The following is a 14673-nucleotide window of genomic DNA, read 5'->3' as shown; positions in this document are numbered from 1 at the left end:
GAGGAGGATATTGGTCTAATGGCTGATGTGAAGTATAAACGAGTCATGCTCAAACTAAGCGGCGAGGCCTTGGCCGGCGAACAAGGTTTTGGCATTTACCCGCCTAAAATCAAGACGGTGGCTGAAGAATTACGTGAGGTATATGAATTAGGGGTACAAATCGCTGTTGTTGTGGGTGGCGGAAATATTTGGCGTGGCGAAGCAGGCTCTGAGATGGGCATGGAACGTGCCCAAGCAGATTACGTTGGCATGTTAGCCACGATCATGAACGCTTTGGCGCTACAAGATAGTCTGGAAGGACTTGGTGTGCCAACACGAGTGCAAACATCAATTGAAATGCGACAAATTGCTGAACCTTACATTCGACGAAAGGCAGTCCGCCACCTTGAAAAAGATCGTGTGGTTATTTTCGCCGGTGGAACGGGCTCACCATACTTCTCAACGGATACCACAGCTGCCTTACGTGCCGCAGAAATCAATGCGGATGCCATTTTAATGGCTAAGAATGGAACAGATGGCATTTATTCAGCTGATCCTAATGAGGATGAATCCGCCGTCAAATTTGAAACACTCAGCCATTTAGACATCATCAACAAGGGGTTACATGTCATGGATACCACAGCAACCTCGTTATCGATGGAAAATAATATTCCCTTAGTTGTCTTTAACTTTAACGAACCTGGCAATGTTTTGCGGGTTGTAAAAGGTGAAAACATCGGAACCACGGTTAAAGGAGATTAGTATGGCAGAAACAGAGCCAATTTTAAAAGATGCCCAAGCAAGAATGGGTAAAGCTGCAGAAGCATTTCAACGTGAGTTAGGCAATATTCGAGCCGGGCGAGCTAATGCCAGTCTCTTAGCTGACATTACCGCTGACTACTACGGGGCGCCAACCCCCATCAACCAAATGGCGTCAATTACCATTCCAGAGGCACGTGTGCTACTTGTCACGCCCTTTGACAAGAGCAGTTTAAACGCAATTGAACACGCAATTTTAACGTCGGATTTGGGGATCAACCCGGCCAACGATGGGACAGCGATTCGGTTGGTTATTCCACAGTTGACTGAAGAATCACGTAAGGATCTCGTTAAGCAAGTCCACGGCAAGGCGGAGGATGCCAAGGTAGCCGTTCGCAATGTGCGAAGAGACGCCATGGATTCGCTTAAAAAAGGTCACAAAAACGGGGACTTTACTGATGACCAGTTGCATGATTTAGAAGCGCGGACGCAGAAAATTACCGATGCGGCCATTAAGAATGTGGATCAAATTGCCAGCGATAAAGAAAAAGAATTGATGACTGTTTAACAACATGCGGTCATTTTAAAATGCGTTACGACCAACAAGTAATCTTGGTTAGTAACGCATTTTTTTATATCGCATGATTGCGGTAACCATTTGGCCTTACTTTATTGTTTTGCTAAGTGGGGGCTGTGTTATCGTTGAGGCATACTATGACAGACGCAGCTATTGACGAGTTATGGTCAGTTTCGTCACAGAGAACATCATCGGGAGCTATTAATTCCTTTAAGATGTCCAATGGGGCAGGTGTCAATGAACGATTTTTTTGGTAAACTTGATGAATGTAATCGAAAGGTGGAGGCCATTTTGTTTGGACGAAAAAAGACAGCTTCGATGCCTGATGAATTGAATCTTGATTTCGGTCGAATTCCAAATCATGTCGCGATCATCATGGATGGTAACGGGCGCTGGGCGCAGCAACGTCATTTGCCGCGTGCTGCAGGTCATAAGGCAGGAATGAACACAGTAAAAACAATTACTAAGGTTGCCAGTCATTTAGGCGTTAAGGTTCTGACTTTGTATGCTTTTTCAACGGAAAATTGGAAACGTTCTGATAGCGAAGTCAGTTATTTAATGCAGCTACCGGTTGATTTTTTTGATACGTTTGTCCCAGACTTGGTGAAGGAAAATGTCCGCGTTAACGTGATGGGCTATCTTGACCAATTGCCGGATAAAACACGACGAGCAGTTGATCAAGCGATGGCGGATACTGCAGAGTCGACAGGAATGGTCCTTAACTTTGCATTGAACTATGGTGGACAGGCTGAAATTGTCTCGGCGGTTCAAGCGATTGCCGCCCAGGTCAAGTCCAATCAATTGTCCCTTACAGATATTGATACAACTACTGTTGATGCCGCATTAATGACCGCTTCACTTGCGCCATACAACAATCCTGATTTGTTGATTCGCACGAGCGGTGAGGAGCGCATTTCAAATTTCTTGCTTTGGCAAATTGCTTATAGTGAGTTGGATTTCACAGAGCGGTTTTGGCCTGATTTCACAGAAGCAGATTTGAAATTGGCAATCAAACATTTTCAACAGCGAGATCGCCGTTTCGGTGGGCGCAAATCGACCAACGATGATGACTAAAAGGATAGTTGTTGGGTTAGATCTGATCCGCTTTTATTTAAAATTTTATTTCTGAAGGAGTTAGTGTTGGTATGCGTACACGAGTGATTACGGCTGTTGTGGCACTACTGATCTTTATTCCAGTGATTCTCTATGGTGGCTGGCTGATCGAATTAGCAGCTTTCGTATTGGGGACCGTAGCATTGGGAGAAATTTTGGTCATGAAAAAAAAGCTGGTTGTCTCGGCGGAGGCCGTGATCAGCTTTTTAGGGATGGCAGTTATTTTAGCCCCTGATCGTTGGTTGAACTTTTTGCCAAGTTTTATAAACCGTCAGTTTTTGTTCTACATTTTTGTCATGATGCTTTTACTGCACACGGTGTTTACCAGAAATCATTTTTCGTTTGATGATGCGGGCGTTTTGACATTGGCGATGTTGTATATTGGCAGTGGCTTCTTCTACTTTGTGCAGGCAAGGCAGGCAGGGCTCAGCACACTTTTCTACATTTTATTTGTGATTTGGACAACCGATTCAGGGGCTTACATGATTGGACGTAAATTGGGTCGCCACAAGTTAGCTCCCCAAATTTCACCTAATAAAACCTGGGAGGGCTCCATTGGTGGTACCATCGTTGCAGTCATCATTGGGACAATTTGGGTTTGGTTCTTCCCACAGACATACTCGTTACCTATGATGATTCTGTTAACTGTTTTGTTCAGTGTTTGTGGTCAAATGGGTGACCTAGTGGAATCGTCGTTGAAACGTTTTTATGGCGTTAAAGATTCTGGCAAGATCTTACCTGGTCATGGTGGCATTTTAGACCGATTCGACAGTCTCTTATTTGTGTTACCAGTGTTGCATTTTGTTGGCTTATTCTAATATTGACAGCGCTGTGAGAAAGGGGCATCGCCCGTGGTTAAAACAATTATTGCGTTTATCATTGTTTTTGGGATTTTAGTCGTCGTGCATGAATTTGGCCATTTTTATTTTGCGAAACGGTCTGGTATCTTGGTTAGAGAATTTTCTATTGGGATGGGGCCAAAACTATTTTGGACGCGACGTAATGGAACTCTGTATACGATTCGGCTACTACCTTTGGGTGGTTATGTGCGAATGGCAGGTGCTGCCGAAGATGAGGATGACGAGTTACAAGCGGGCACGCCAGTGAGTTTACTGGTTGGCAGCGATAATCTAGTTACACGCATTAATACTAGTGATCAAGGGACCTTGTTCAATGGCATTCCAGTGATTGTGACCAACGCAGACCTTGTTGATGACTTATTTATCGAAGGCTACGAAAATGGTGACGAGCGGGTTATTAAACGGTACCAAGTCGATCATGATGCAACGATTATTGAACATGACGGTACTGAGGTACTCATCGCACCAAGGGATGTTCAATTTCAATCTGCAACATTATGGCATCGAATTTTAACGAACTTCGCTGGTCCGTTGAATAACTTTATTTTGGCGTGGTTGGTCTTTGCCATTATGGGCTTTGCCATGGGTGGCGTCGCTAGTAATAGTAATCAGATCTCTGGTGTCATTGCGCACACGCCGGCTGCTAGAGCTGGTCTCCGCAATGGTGACCGAGTGCTTGCCGTTAATGGGAAATCGACCCAGACGTGGACAGCCGTCACAACAGCGATCACGGCTGATAAAAAAGGGGCCATTAATCTAACCGTTAACCATGCTGGTCGTCACAGGCAGCTTTCAATTCAACCGCAAGTCACGACGGTGAACGGCACGAAAACGCGCACAATTGGGATTAAGCGCGGTCTAGATACTAGCTTGTTCAGTAAACTGTTCGGTGGCTTTTGGTCAACGACAACGTTACTATTTGGTGCGTTAGGCCATTTGGTTATGCACTTCAGTCTCAACGATCTGGGTGGACCGGTTGCAATATACGCTAATACCGCCACAGCCACGCAGGCTGGGTGGAGTGGTATTCTGTATTGGTTGGGCTTTTTGTCATTAAACTTAGGCATTGTAAACTTACTGCCCATTCCGGCTTTGGATGGCGGTAAGTTACTGCTCAATCTGATCGAGGCGATTCGCCGCAAGCCGATTTCACAACGAACAGAAGGCATTGTGACGATCGTTGGATTCGGGCTAGTCATGTTTCTGATGATTTTGGTCACCTGGAATGACATTATGCGCTATTTTGTCCATTAAATTTACCAGAACTTTCCTAACAGCCAACTGACGGAAAGTTTCTATCACTAAGGAGAATTTGTTCATGAAGCAAAGCAAGATTTTAATTCCAACGCTTAAGGAAACACCGAGTGACGCTGAGGCTTTGAGCCATCAGATGATGTTACGGGCAGGCTATATTCGGCCAGTTGTTGCCGGCGTTTACGCTTATCTGCCATTGGCTTATCAAGTGTTACGCAATGTGGAACAGATTATCCGTGAGGAAATGACTAAGATTGATGCGGTAGAAATGCTGGCACCAGCCTTATTGCCAGCTGATTTATGGCGACAATCAGGTCGTTATGACACTTACGGTCAAACCATGTATCGTTTAAAGGATCGACACGATCGTGATTTGATCTTGGGGCCAACCCATGAGGAAACGTTTACGGACTTCATTGCCGCGACCGTTAATTCGTATAAGCGTCTGCCATTAGTGATGTATCAAATTCAACAAAAATACCGAGATGAAGATCGTCCCCGTTATGGGTTGTTACGGGGTCGAGAATTCATGATGCTTGATGTCTATTCATTTCATGCAGATAAGGCAAGCCTAGACCACGTTTTTGCACAAATGGAAACCGCCTACCGTCATGTCTTCGATCGCGTTGGCTTAGATTATCGAGAGATTTTAGCGGATTCAGGGGCAATGGGCGGTAAAGAATCACGAGAATTTAATGCGATTGCTACAGTCGGAGAAGACACGATTGCGTACTCTGATAGCAGCGATTACGCGGCTAACTTAGAAACAGCTACAAGCCTTTATATTCCTAAAAAATCGCATGAAGAATTACGTGATTTAGAAAAGGTGGCGACTCCTGGTGAGAAGACCATTGAGGAAGTGGCTGAGCGCTTTAACTTAGAACCAAGTAAGTTATTAAAGACGATGTTATACATGGCGGATGAACAACCCGTGATTGCTTTGATTCGCGGTGATCACGAAGTTAATGAGACTAAGTTAAAGAATGTCTTATCAGCCACTGAGTTAGTGATGGCGAGTGTTCAGCAGGCGGAAACATACTTGGGCGCCGACTTTGGCTCATTAGGACCGATCGGAATTGATCAATCGATTAAAGTTGTCGCTGATCAGGATGTAGCGGATTTAGTTAACATGCCAGTTGGGGCCAATGAAAATGGTTTTCACTACTTAAATGCCAATCTGAATCGTGACTTCACCGTCGATGAGTTTGCCGACATTCGCCTCGTTCAAGAAGGCGATGTTTCGCCGGATGGTGAAGGGGTCTTGAAGTTCAACCGTGGTATTGAAATTGGCCATATCTTTAAGCTGGGAACTCGTTATTCAAAAGCTTTAGGCGCACAAGTGCTCGATGAAAATGGACGGCAGACCGATGTGATCATGGGGTCCTATGGGATTGGGGTTAGCCGATTATTATCAGCAGTTGCTGAACAAACTGCTGATGAATCAGGCTTGGCATGGCCGAAAGCGATTGCACCGTTTGATATCCACATTATTCCAGTCAACATTAAGAATGATGATCAACGGCTGTTAGCTGATGAACTAGAAGACCAATTGACTGAAGCTGGTTACAAAGTGCTGGTTGATGATCGGACCGAGCGAGCGGGCGTCAAATTTGCTGATTCCGATTTAATCGGATTACCATTGCGAGTTACGGTTGGGAAAAAGGCCGTAGACGGCATTGTCGAAGTGAAATTGCGTAAAACGGGTGAAACCGTTGAAGTCAAAAAAGAAGAACTGACAGAAACATTGGGCATTTTATTCAAGGGGATTGCGTAGCCAAATGGCTAGGGCAATGCCCTTTGTCACGCTTAGAGTCACTGTGAATTATGAAGTAGGGAGGCCGCACATTCGTGGCGCTGAATCAACAAGAATTATTTAAAAAATTATTGGATCAGCTTAATCTAGCCGATCAGACAACGTTACCTGGACTCACTGATGGTGAAATCACACAATTAGTGGTTCACGAACAGCGCCATTTATGGAGCTTTGCCTTTCACTTTGCGCGAATTTTGCCGTTTGAAACGTTTATGACATTCACGCAAAAATTAAATCAGGCTTTTAACGAAATTGCCGCGGTTTCATTTGAAATTCAGACAAATTCGCAGGACATTGATATTGAAGCGGTTGATCGCTACTGGCAGTGGGCGGTTAGTCACAGTGGACTGAACGAATCGTTTGCGCACCAACTCAGTGAAGGGCCGCAGCCCACATTGGTTGACCAACAAATTAGGCTAATTGCACCGAATCAAGTTATCGCAGACTTTCTTAATGGAGCGACGTTATCGCAGTTAACGGAAACTTATTTACGACTGGGTTTTCCAAAAATGACGTTTGCAACAATCGTTGATGAAGCAGCTTCGGCACAGCAACTGGCTGATTTTCAGATTGAAAAGGCCAAACGAGACGAGGCTTTGGTTAGCCGAGCAACGGCTGCGATTGCGAAAAATAAAGCGAGTCATGGAACGCCAGCGGCTGTTTCAGGACCGGTTACGATGGGGCGAAAGATTAAAGCAGATGAAGCCATTACCCGGATGGATGAAATCACTGAAGAAGAGCGCAGTGTCGTTGTTGAAGGCTACGTGTTTGCCAAAGAGATTCGGGTTCTACGATCTGGCCGGCAACTGCTAACTTTAAAGATTACGGACTACACTTCTTCGTTTCTCGTTAAGAAGTTTTCGCGTAACGAAGATGATGAAGCCAATTTTGCGGCGATTCCGGAAAAAGCGTGGGTTAAAGTGCGTGGCTCAGTGCAAGAGGACAACTTCTCACGTGATTTAGCAATCATTGCCAATGATTTGCAGGTCGTCACGCATAGTGAGCCAGAAGACACTAATGAACCAGATGACAAACGCGTGGAGCTACATTTGCATACCCAGATGAGCACGATGGATGCAACCAATAACATTGCTGATTTCGTTAATCGAGCCGCAAAGTGGGGGCATAAGGCGATTGCAATCACAGATCACAGCGGGGTTCAAGGCTTTCCTGACGCTTTTCATGCCGCCGAAAAAGCTGGATTGAAGATGCTGTACGGTGTAGAGGTTAACTTAGTCGATGATGGTGAGCCAATTGGAATAAATGAGGCTCACGAAGTTTTAAAAGGTCATGAATATGTTGTGTTTGACGTGGAAACCACTGGGTTATCTGCGATTTACGACAAAGTCATTGAATTGTCTGCCGTTAAGATGAAAGATGGCAATGTGGTTGAACAATTTGAACAATTTATCAACCCCGGCTTTCATCTGTCGAATACGACAACAAATCTAACGAGTATCACCGATGACATGGTAGCCGGTTCAAAGTCTGAAGCTGAGGTTTTTTCCGATTTTCGCGATTGGTATGGCGATGCAATTTTAATTGGTCATAACGTTACCTTTGACGTTGGCTTCATGAACGCCGGCTATGTCCGGCACAAGATGCCGGAAATCACTAATCCGATCATTGATACGTTGACATTGGCCCGATTTTTATATCCCGATTTGAAAGGCTATCGATTAAACACGTTAGCAAAACGGTTTAATGTCGCGTTGGAGCATCATCATCGAGCAATTTACGATGCGGAGTCCACTGGGCATTTAGCAATGATCTTTCTCAAGGAAGCCGAAGATAATTACGGCATCACCTTTCATGATCAACTCAATGAGCACATGAGTGATCATGATGCGTACAAACACGCACGTCCATTTCATGCGACTGTTATTGCGAAAAACCAAGTAGGCTTAAAACATTTATTCGAACTTGTTTCATTATCGAATGTTAAATACTTTTATCGGGTACCGCGGGTGCCGAGAAGTGAATTAAATCGCCTTCGAGAGGGTTTAATAGTTGGTTCTGCCTGTTCAGCTGGCGAGGTTTTTGAAGCGGCCATGCAAAAAGGTAGAGATGAGGCGTTAAAACGAGCACAATATTATGATTACCTCGAGGTTCAACCAAAAGCCGTTTACAAGCCGCTGATTGAAGGGGAATTGATTCATGATAACGCTAAGTTAGAAGAAATCATTCGCACCTTGATTGATATCGCTGATGAACTGAACAAGCCAATTGCCGCCACAGGGGATGCACATTATTTAGATCCTCATGACGCGGTTTACCGCAAAATTTTAATCAGTTCTCAGGGCGGTGCTAATCCGTTGAATCGCCATTCGCTTCCCGACGTGCACTTCCGCTCAACTAATGAAATGTTGACTGAATTTGCTTTTCTCGGAGATGAGTTGGCGCATCGATTAGTCGTTGAGGCTCCTAACGAGATTGCCGATTCGGTCGAGAATGTGCATCCATTGAAGGATAAGCTGTACACGCCACGAATGGATGGGGCGGAAGATGAAATTCGATCCCGTACGATGGATACTGCTCATGAATTATACGGGAAGCCATTACCAGATTTAGTTCAAAAACGCGTGGATCGTGAATTGAAATCCATTATTGGAAATGGATTTTCTGTGATCTATCTAATCGCCCAACGTCTTGTGGCGAAGTCTAATAAGGATGGTTATTTAGTTGGTTCCCGTGGTTCAGTTGGTTCTTCTGTGGTGGCGACCTTTGCTGGAATTACTGAGGTGAACCCGCTGCCGCCACATTACTTGTGTCCTAATCCGGAGTGTAAGTACAGCGAATTCTTCACTCATGGTGAATATAGTTCTGGGTATGATTTACCGGATAAAGATTGCCCAAAATGTGGGACTGCACTAGGTAAAAACGGTCAGAATATTCCTTTTGAAACTTTCCTTGGTTTTAAAGGGAATAAAGTTCCGGATATTGATTTAAACTTCTCTGGTGACTATCAACCAATTGCCCATAATTACACGAAAGTTTTGTTTGGTGAGAAGAATGTTTATCGTGCGGGTACTATTGGGACAGTGGCAGATAAGACGGCGTTCGGTTATGTGAAGGCATATGAACGAGAACATGAAGTCAATTATCGGCAGGCTGAAATTGATCGGTTAGCCAATGGTGCTACCGGGGTTAAGCGAACGACCGGACAACATCCAGCGGGAATTATCGTAGTACCTGATTACATGGACATTTACGACTTTACTCCGATTCAATTTCCGGCCGATGACCAAAGTGCTGCATGGAAAACAACTCATTTTGACTTTCATTCAATTCATGACAATATCTTAAAAATTGATATTTTGGGGCATGATGATCCGACAATGATTCGGACGCTGCAAGACTTATCTGGTATCGATCCGAAGACGATTCCTACTGATGATCCTGGCGTGATGCAATTGTTTTCTGGTACCGAGGTTCTGGGTGTCAGTGAGGAACAAATTTTCAGTAAAACAGGTACGTTAGGAATTCCCGAGTTTGGGACACGATTTGTGCGGGGCATGTTAGAGGAAACGCATCCCCAAAACTATTCGCAGTTGTTACAAATTTCTGGGTTATCTCATGGTACCGATGTGTGGCTAGGTAACGCCGAAGAACTCATTAAAAATGGAACAGCAACGATCGCCAACGTGATTGGGTGTCGTGATAACATCATGACCGACTTGATCAACTATGGTATGGATTCTGAAATGGCTTTCCAAATTATGGAACATGTACGTAAAGGACGGGGCATTCCCGATGAATGGCAAGCAGCTATGCGGGAAGCAGAGGTGCCAGAGTGGTACATTGATTCATGTCTTAAAATCAAATACATGTTCCCGCGAGCTCATGCTTCTGCTTATATTTTGATGGCGTTGCGAGTGGCATACTTTAAAGTATATTTTCCAATATTGTATTATGCAGCTTACTTTTCGGTCCGGGCCGATGACTTTGACTTAGTGGCGATGTCACGGGGAAAAGACGCGGTTAAAACGGCCATGAAAGCGATTATGGATAAAGGAAATGATGCCTCGACGAAAGAAAAGAATTTGTTAACCGTACTCGAACTTGCCAATGAAATGTTGGAACGGGGCTTCACTTTTAAAATGGTTGATGTTGAACGGTCTGATGCCCAAAATTGGCTAATTGATGGTGATACTTTGATTGCACCATTTAATGCCATTCCAGGGTTGGGTGACAATGTTGCTAAACAAATTGTGGCCGCCCGCGAGGATAAACCATTTTTGTCCAAGGAAGATTTGAGTAAACGAGGGAAAGTTTCCGGTACGATTATTGATTATTTAACGGAAAATCATGTGTTAGATGATTTGCCAGATGAAAATCAGTTGAGTTTATTCTAAACGTTTGTTTTTGGGGTAATCGTTTGGCTTGATAACGAAAATAAACACGCGGAATGTGAGTTGGATGACTCATATTCCGCGTGTTGACGTTTGGGGGATTTAGATTGGCAATGAAATTTAGATTTTGCTTTTATCCCAAAGTATTTAAACACAAGCGTGATTTTCCAATGTAATCAGCTGATGCCTTCTTTTAGTTGGACACGGGCTGACCGCCATGCTCAAAGCGAGCCGCTTCATCAAATTTGACGCCACGCTGTGCGTACCATTGGGCGATGGTTTTTGTTTGATCCGCGAAAAGTGGCGGCAAGGACAATTGTTGGCCCATGATATCAGCAGGTTCTTCGAGCGCAAACCCCGGGGTAATAGTGGCCAACTCGATACGATTATCCGAAGGATCGCGGACATAGATGCTTTGGAACCAACCACGATCTCGATATAGTTCGACATTCGCACCTAAATTAATTGCGCGTTGGTAATAATCAAATAAGGTGTTTAAATCGGGGACTTGGAGGGCAACGTGGTCAACGCTACCGCGCCCCATACGTGAGCGATGAGCTGGATCAGTGGCGGCCTGAAATACTAGGCCAGCTTGTTCCCCAAGTAATGGAATTGTCGTTTTTGAAGGATCAAGTGACAATCCCAGCCACTCTTGATAGAAATGTGCTGTGAGTACAGGATCTACGTACGCAATCGTCGTGCCTAAAAGTCCGGTAATCTGTGCATTGGCAGGGACATCATTTGGCACCACTTGTTTAGCCGTTAACTGCTGATTAACAGGAATCAAATCTAAGGCAACGCCATCTGGATCAGTGACATGAAGTCCTGCCTGGGTTTGTGAAACAGGAACGTTAAATTGCATGAACCGGTTTAACCAAAAATCGATCTGTTGTTCCGGAATACCTAAACGAATGCCGTTTAGACCATGATTAGCGTCTTGGCGGTGCCCAAGCTGGTCAAGCACAAAAAAAGTAACCACACTTCCTGGTTCACCTAAATTATTACCATAATATAAGTGACGAATGTGTGTTGCTTCTTGATTAACTGAGTTCTTCACGATTCGTAGGCCAAGAATTTGAATGTAAAAGTGTGCGTTCGCGTTGGCATTGCCAGTTAGCAGTGAAATATGGTGCGGTTTAAACACGGTAATCACGCTTCTTTCTACAACTAATTGGAAGATTGAACTTGAGCTAAGTGTAAAACTATTACTCATAAAATGCACCTCAAGGCATCGGAACACGCTCCTACTGCTGTATTGGTTGCTTTTTACCGTTTGTTATGGTACTCTGTTTGTTGTAATTTAAGACTCTTAATTTAAGAGTGAGCCGATTTCGGCTCGCTCTTTTTTCAGGGCAAAATTAAGGAGGTGACGGATTTGAGTAACGTGACAGAGGCGGTCACGACACTTGTGACGCCAATCGTTGACGAGCATCAATTTCAGCTCGTAGACGTGGAATTTGTCAAAGAAGGTAAGAGTTGGTATCTGCGTGTTTATATTGACAAACCCGGTGGAATTACGATTGATGACTGTGTTCTTGTCAATGATGAATTGAGCGCGAAATTAGATGCCGCTCAGCCCGATCCCATTCCACAAGCCTATTATCTTGAAGTGTCTTCTCCAGGAGCGGAGCGGCCATTAAAAAAAGAAGCGGATTTTGAAAGTGCTGTTAATCAGTATATTCATATTTCGCTTTATCAGCCCATTGATAAGGTGAAAGTCTTTGAGGGAACTTTAACCGACTTAACGCCTGATGAGCTAACGCTGCGTTATCGTGTTAAGGGCGTGGCTAAAACGTTGACAATTACCCGCAAGGCGATTGCAAGTGCACGTTTGGCCATTGATTTTAGCCAACTGTAATTATAATTAGTGATCGTAGCTAAAGGAGTACGACGAAATGAGTAAAGAGTTAGTGGGAGCTTTAGACGCTCTCGAACAAGAAAAGGGCATTAAAAAAACAGTTGTGATTGAAGCATTGGAAGCGGCGTTAGTGTCAGCTTACAAGCGTAACTACAATCAGGCTGGTAATGTTGAAGTGAATTTTGATGAGCGCAAGGGTGACATCAAAGTTTACGCCGTTAAAAAAGTTGTGGAAGACGTCGAAGATAGTCAGCAACAGGTGAGCTTGCAAGACGCACTAGCGATCAATCGGGCTTATGAAATTGGGGATGAAATTAAGTTTGAAGTAACCCCCAAGAACTTTGGCCGAATTGCGGCACAAACGGCTAAACAAGTGATTATGCAACGTGTGCGCGAAGCTGAACGTAGTCTTGTCTATGACGAGTATAGTCAATATATGGACGAGGTTGTGACTGGTGAAGTTGAACGTCAGGATACGCGATACCTGTACATCACATTAGGAAGTGGTTCAAACACAGTTGAGGCTGTGATGGCTAATTCTGATCAGATGCCAAATGAAACCTATAAGATGCACGACAAGATTAAAGTATACGTGGCCCGAGTTGAAAATAACGCGAAGGGCCCCCAAGTATTTGTTAGTCGGACACATCCGGAACTATTGAAACGGTTGTTTGAAGAAGAAGTCCCGGAAATCTACGATGGAACTGTTGAAATTATGTCAATTGCCCGCGAAGCTGGGGATCGAGCAAAGATCGCCGTGAAATCTAATGATCCTAATTTGGACCCAGTGGGGACTTGTGTGGGACCACGTGGTCAACGGGTTCAAGCTATTGTGAACGAACTTTCTGGTGAGAACATGGACATTGTGGAATGGATGGCCGATGACGCTCAATACGTGGCCAATTCACTTAATCCTGCAGAAGTCGTTGATGTGGTGTTTGATTCTGAAAACGAACGGGCTTGCACGGTAGTTGTGCCAGATTATCAATTATCATTGGCAATCGGCAAGCGGGGCCAAAACGCTCGGCTCGCTGCTAAACTAACTGGATTTAAGATTGATATTAAATCTGAAACTGAAGCGGCGACGCTATTCGAAGGTGCAACCGATCAAGAATATGTTGAGGCGGGAACGGATGAAGAGGTCAATCGACCTGACTTTGAACAACCTGAACCGTCTGAACAAAACGATGATTAGTCAGCTCGTTGTTAAACCAGCTGCGTGAACCGACTAAAATCAGGGTTAACGTTGTTTAAACTGATTTAAAAGGGGGTAGTGACATGCATCAACGAAAGATTCCGATGCGTAAAGACATTGTTACCGGAGAAATGATGCCCAAAAAGAATTTGATCCGGGTCGTCAAAAATAAAGCGAATGAATTGGCAATTGATCCAACCGGTAAGCAAAATGGTCGTGGTGCCTATGTTAGTATTGACGTAGACGTTGCTAAAAAGGCACAACAAGGTCATGCATTGGATAAGGCATTTGGCATTACAGTGCCTGATGATTTTTATGAAGAATTGATTGCTTATGTTGATCATCAACAGGCCCGCCGGTTATTGTTTGGTGATGAAGCCAAATGACGCCAACTCAACAATTGATGAATTTATTGGGCTTGGCTCAGCGAGCTGGCAAACTTGTCAGTGGTGAACCCATGGTTTTAGCAGCAATTAAAGCACAGCAGCTAGACCTACTTTGGTTAGCCAATGACATGGGGGCTAGTTCACTTAAAAAGCTAAGCGATAAAGCAAGTTACTATGAGATCCCGTTCAGCATGGCTTTTACTGAAGCTCAGCTGAGTCAAGCAACTGGTCGGCAACGAGTTGCAATCGGGATTGATGACGCTGGCTTTGCGAAGAAAATGCGCGAATTGCTAGCACAAATTTAAATGAGGAGCGTGAAAGGATGGCCAATAAGCGAATCTATGAACTCGCGAAGGAACTTAACGTTTCAAGCAAGGATCTGTTAACAACCGCTGCTAACAAAGGGCTTTCGTTTAACAACCATATGGCAACGGTAACAGATGAACAAGAAAGAACGATTCGTGGTGCAGTTAAACCTGCCCAAACCACGAGTAGCGATGCAACGGCAAATCAGACTGAAGCGCAGT

At 44.4% G+C, this 14673-nt stretch carries 12 protein-coding genes and 1 pseudogene; 12 read left to right on the top strand and 1 reads right to left on the bottom strand.

Translation table 11 applies throughout. The annotated features are described in order from the left end of the window. Nucleotides 1–18 precede the first annotated feature (18 nt). The 7 genes from pyrH (at nucleotide 19) to ACKTR2_RS02215 (ending at nucleotide 10710) form a co-directional block, all read left to right on the top strand. Nucleotides 19–741 carry a UMP kinase gene (gene pyrH / locus ACKTR2_RS02245; protein ID WP_407882400.1) on the top strand — a complete coding sequence of 241 codons (723 nt, stop codon included), beginning with the start codon at nucleotides 19–21 and terminating at the stop codon, nucleotides 739–741. 1 nt (nucleotide 742) lies between these two features. Beyond that, nucleotides 743–1306: a ribosome recycling factor gene (gene frr, locus ACKTR2_RS02240; RefSeq protein WP_407882399.1), complete on the top strand. Its 564-nt coding sequence runs from the start codon at nucleotides 743–745 to the stop codon at nucleotides 1304–1306. Between the two features lie 327 nt (nucleotides 1307–1633). Next, nucleotides 1634–2389 carry an isoprenyl transferase gene (locus ACKTR2_RS02235; protein ID WP_407882577.1) on the top strand — a complete coding sequence of 252 codons (756 nt, stop codon included), beginning with the start codon at nucleotides 1634–1636 and terminating at the stop codon, nucleotides 2387–2389. Nucleotides 2390–2460: 71 nt separating this feature from the next. Then, a complete protein-coding gene (locus ACKTR2_RS02230; RefSeq protein WP_407882398.1) occupies nucleotides 2461–3246 on the top strand; it encodes a phosphatidate cytidylyltransferase in 786 nt (261 codons plus the stop codon). Nucleotides 3247–3279: 33 nt separating this feature from the next. Beyond that, entirely contained in the window at nucleotides 3280–4542 is a 1263-nt protein-coding gene (rseP, locus tag ACKTR2_RS02225) for an RIP metalloprotease RseP (RefSeq protein WP_407882397.1), read from the top strand. A gap of 64 nt (nucleotides 4543–4606) precedes the next feature. Further along, a complete protein-coding gene (locus tag ACKTR2_RS02220) occupies nucleotides 4607–6316 on the top strand; it encodes a proline--tRNA ligase (protein ID WP_407882396.1) in 1710 nt (569 codons plus the stop codon). Between the two features lie 74 nt (nucleotides 6317–6390). Further along, entirely contained in the window at nucleotides 6391–10710 is a 4320-nt protein-coding gene (locus ACKTR2_RS02215; RefSeq protein ID WP_407882395.1) for a PolC-type DNA polymerase III, read from the top strand. 190 nt (nucleotides 10711–10900) lie between these two features. On the opposite strand, the gene ACKTR2_RS02210 is transcribed toward ACKTR2_RS02215, so the two are convergent. Next, nucleotides 10901–11920, bottom strand: a complete 1020-nt coding sequence (locus ACKTR2_RS02210; protein ID WP_407882394.1) for a VOC family protein — start codon at nucleotides 11918–11920, stop codon at nucleotides 10901–10903. A 162-nt stretch (nucleotides 11921–12082) separates the two neighbouring features. On the opposite strand from ACKTR2_RS02210, the gene rimP reads away from it, so the two are divergent. The 5 genes and pseudogenes from rimP to ACKTR2_RS02185 form a co-directional block, all read left to right on the top strand. Then, nucleotides 12083–12565, top strand: coding sequence for a ribosome maturation factor RimP (rimP, locus tag ACKTR2_RS02205; RefSeq protein WP_407882393.1), 483 nt, complete (start codon nucleotides 12083–12085; stop codon nucleotides 12563–12565). 37 nt (nucleotides 12566–12602) lie between these two features. Further along, nucleotides 12603–13760: a transcription termination factor NusA gene (nusA, locus tag ACKTR2_RS02200; RefSeq protein WP_407882392.1), complete on the top strand. Its 1158-nt coding sequence runs from the start codon at nucleotides 12603–12605 to the stop codon at nucleotides 13758–13760. Between the two features lie 83 nt (nucleotides 13761–13843). After that, the gene (gene rnpM / locus ACKTR2_RS02195; protein ID WP_407882391.1) at nucleotides 13844–14146 is read left to right on the top strand and encodes an RNase P modulator RnpM; all 303 of its coding nucleotides are present in this window, start codon (nucleotides 13844–13846) and stop codon (nucleotides 14144–14146) included. Next, the gene (locus ACKTR2_RS02190) at nucleotides 14143–14451 is read left to right on the top strand and encodes a YlxQ-related RNA-binding protein (RefSeq protein WP_407882390.1); all 309 of its coding nucleotides are present in this window, start codon (nucleotides 14143–14145) and stop codon (nucleotides 14449–14451) included. The genes rnpM and ACKTR2_RS02190 overlap by 4 nt, the downstream gene beginning before the upstream one ends. 17 nt (nucleotides 14452–14468) lie before the next feature. Further along, nucleotides 14469–14597, top strand: a pseudogene (locus ACKTR2_RS02185) (translation initiation factor IF-2 N-terminal domain-containing protein); the annotation flags it as partial. Nucleotides 14598–14673 lie beyond the last annotated feature (76 nt).

The sequence above is a fragment of the Furfurilactobacillus curtus genome (assembly GCF_045862785.1).
In the GTDB taxonomy this organism is placed as follows: Bacteria; Bacillota; Bacilli; order Lactobacillales; family Lactobacillaceae; genus Furfurilactobacillus; species Furfurilactobacillus curtus.
This window is presented reverse-complemented; position numbering and strand designations above follow the sequence as displayed.

Bases quoted from the DNA above. Each gene is read 5' to 3' on its own strand.
- pyrH (WP_407882400.1), top strand. From the start codon at position 19: ATGGCTGATGTGAAGTATAAACGAGTCATGCTCAAACTAAGCGGCGAG.
- frr (WP_407882399.1), top strand. From the start codon at position 743: ATGGCAGAAACAGAGCCAATTTTAAAAGATGCCCAAGCAAGAATGGGT.
- ACKTR2_RS02235 (WP_407882577.1), top strand. From the start codon at position 1,634: ATGCCTGATGAATTGAATCTTGATTTCGGTCGAATTCCAAATCATGTC.
- ACKTR2_RS02230 (WP_407882398.1), top strand. From the start codon at position 2,461: ATGCGTACACGAGTGATTACGGCTGTTGTGGCACTACTGATCTTTATT.
- ACKTR2_RS02220 (WP_407882396.1), top strand. From the start codon at position 4,607: ATGAAGCAAAGCAAGATTTTAATTCCAACGCTTAAGGAAACACCGAGT.
- ACKTR2_RS02210 (WP_407882394.1), bottom strand. From the start codon at position 11,920: ATGAGTAATAGTTTTACACTTAGCTCAAGTTCAATCTTCCAATTAGTT.
- nusA (WP_407882392.1), top strand. From the start codon at position 12,603: ATGAGTAAAGAGTTAGTGGGAGCTTTAGACGCTCTCGAACAAGAAAAG.
- rnpM (WP_407882391.1), top strand. From the start codon at position 13,844: ATGCATCAACGAAAGATTCCGATGCGTAAAGACATTGTTACCGGAGAA.
- ACKTR2_RS02190 (WP_407882390.1), top strand. From the start codon at position 14,143: ATGACGCCAACTCAACAATTGATGAATTTATTGGGCTTGGCTCAGCGA.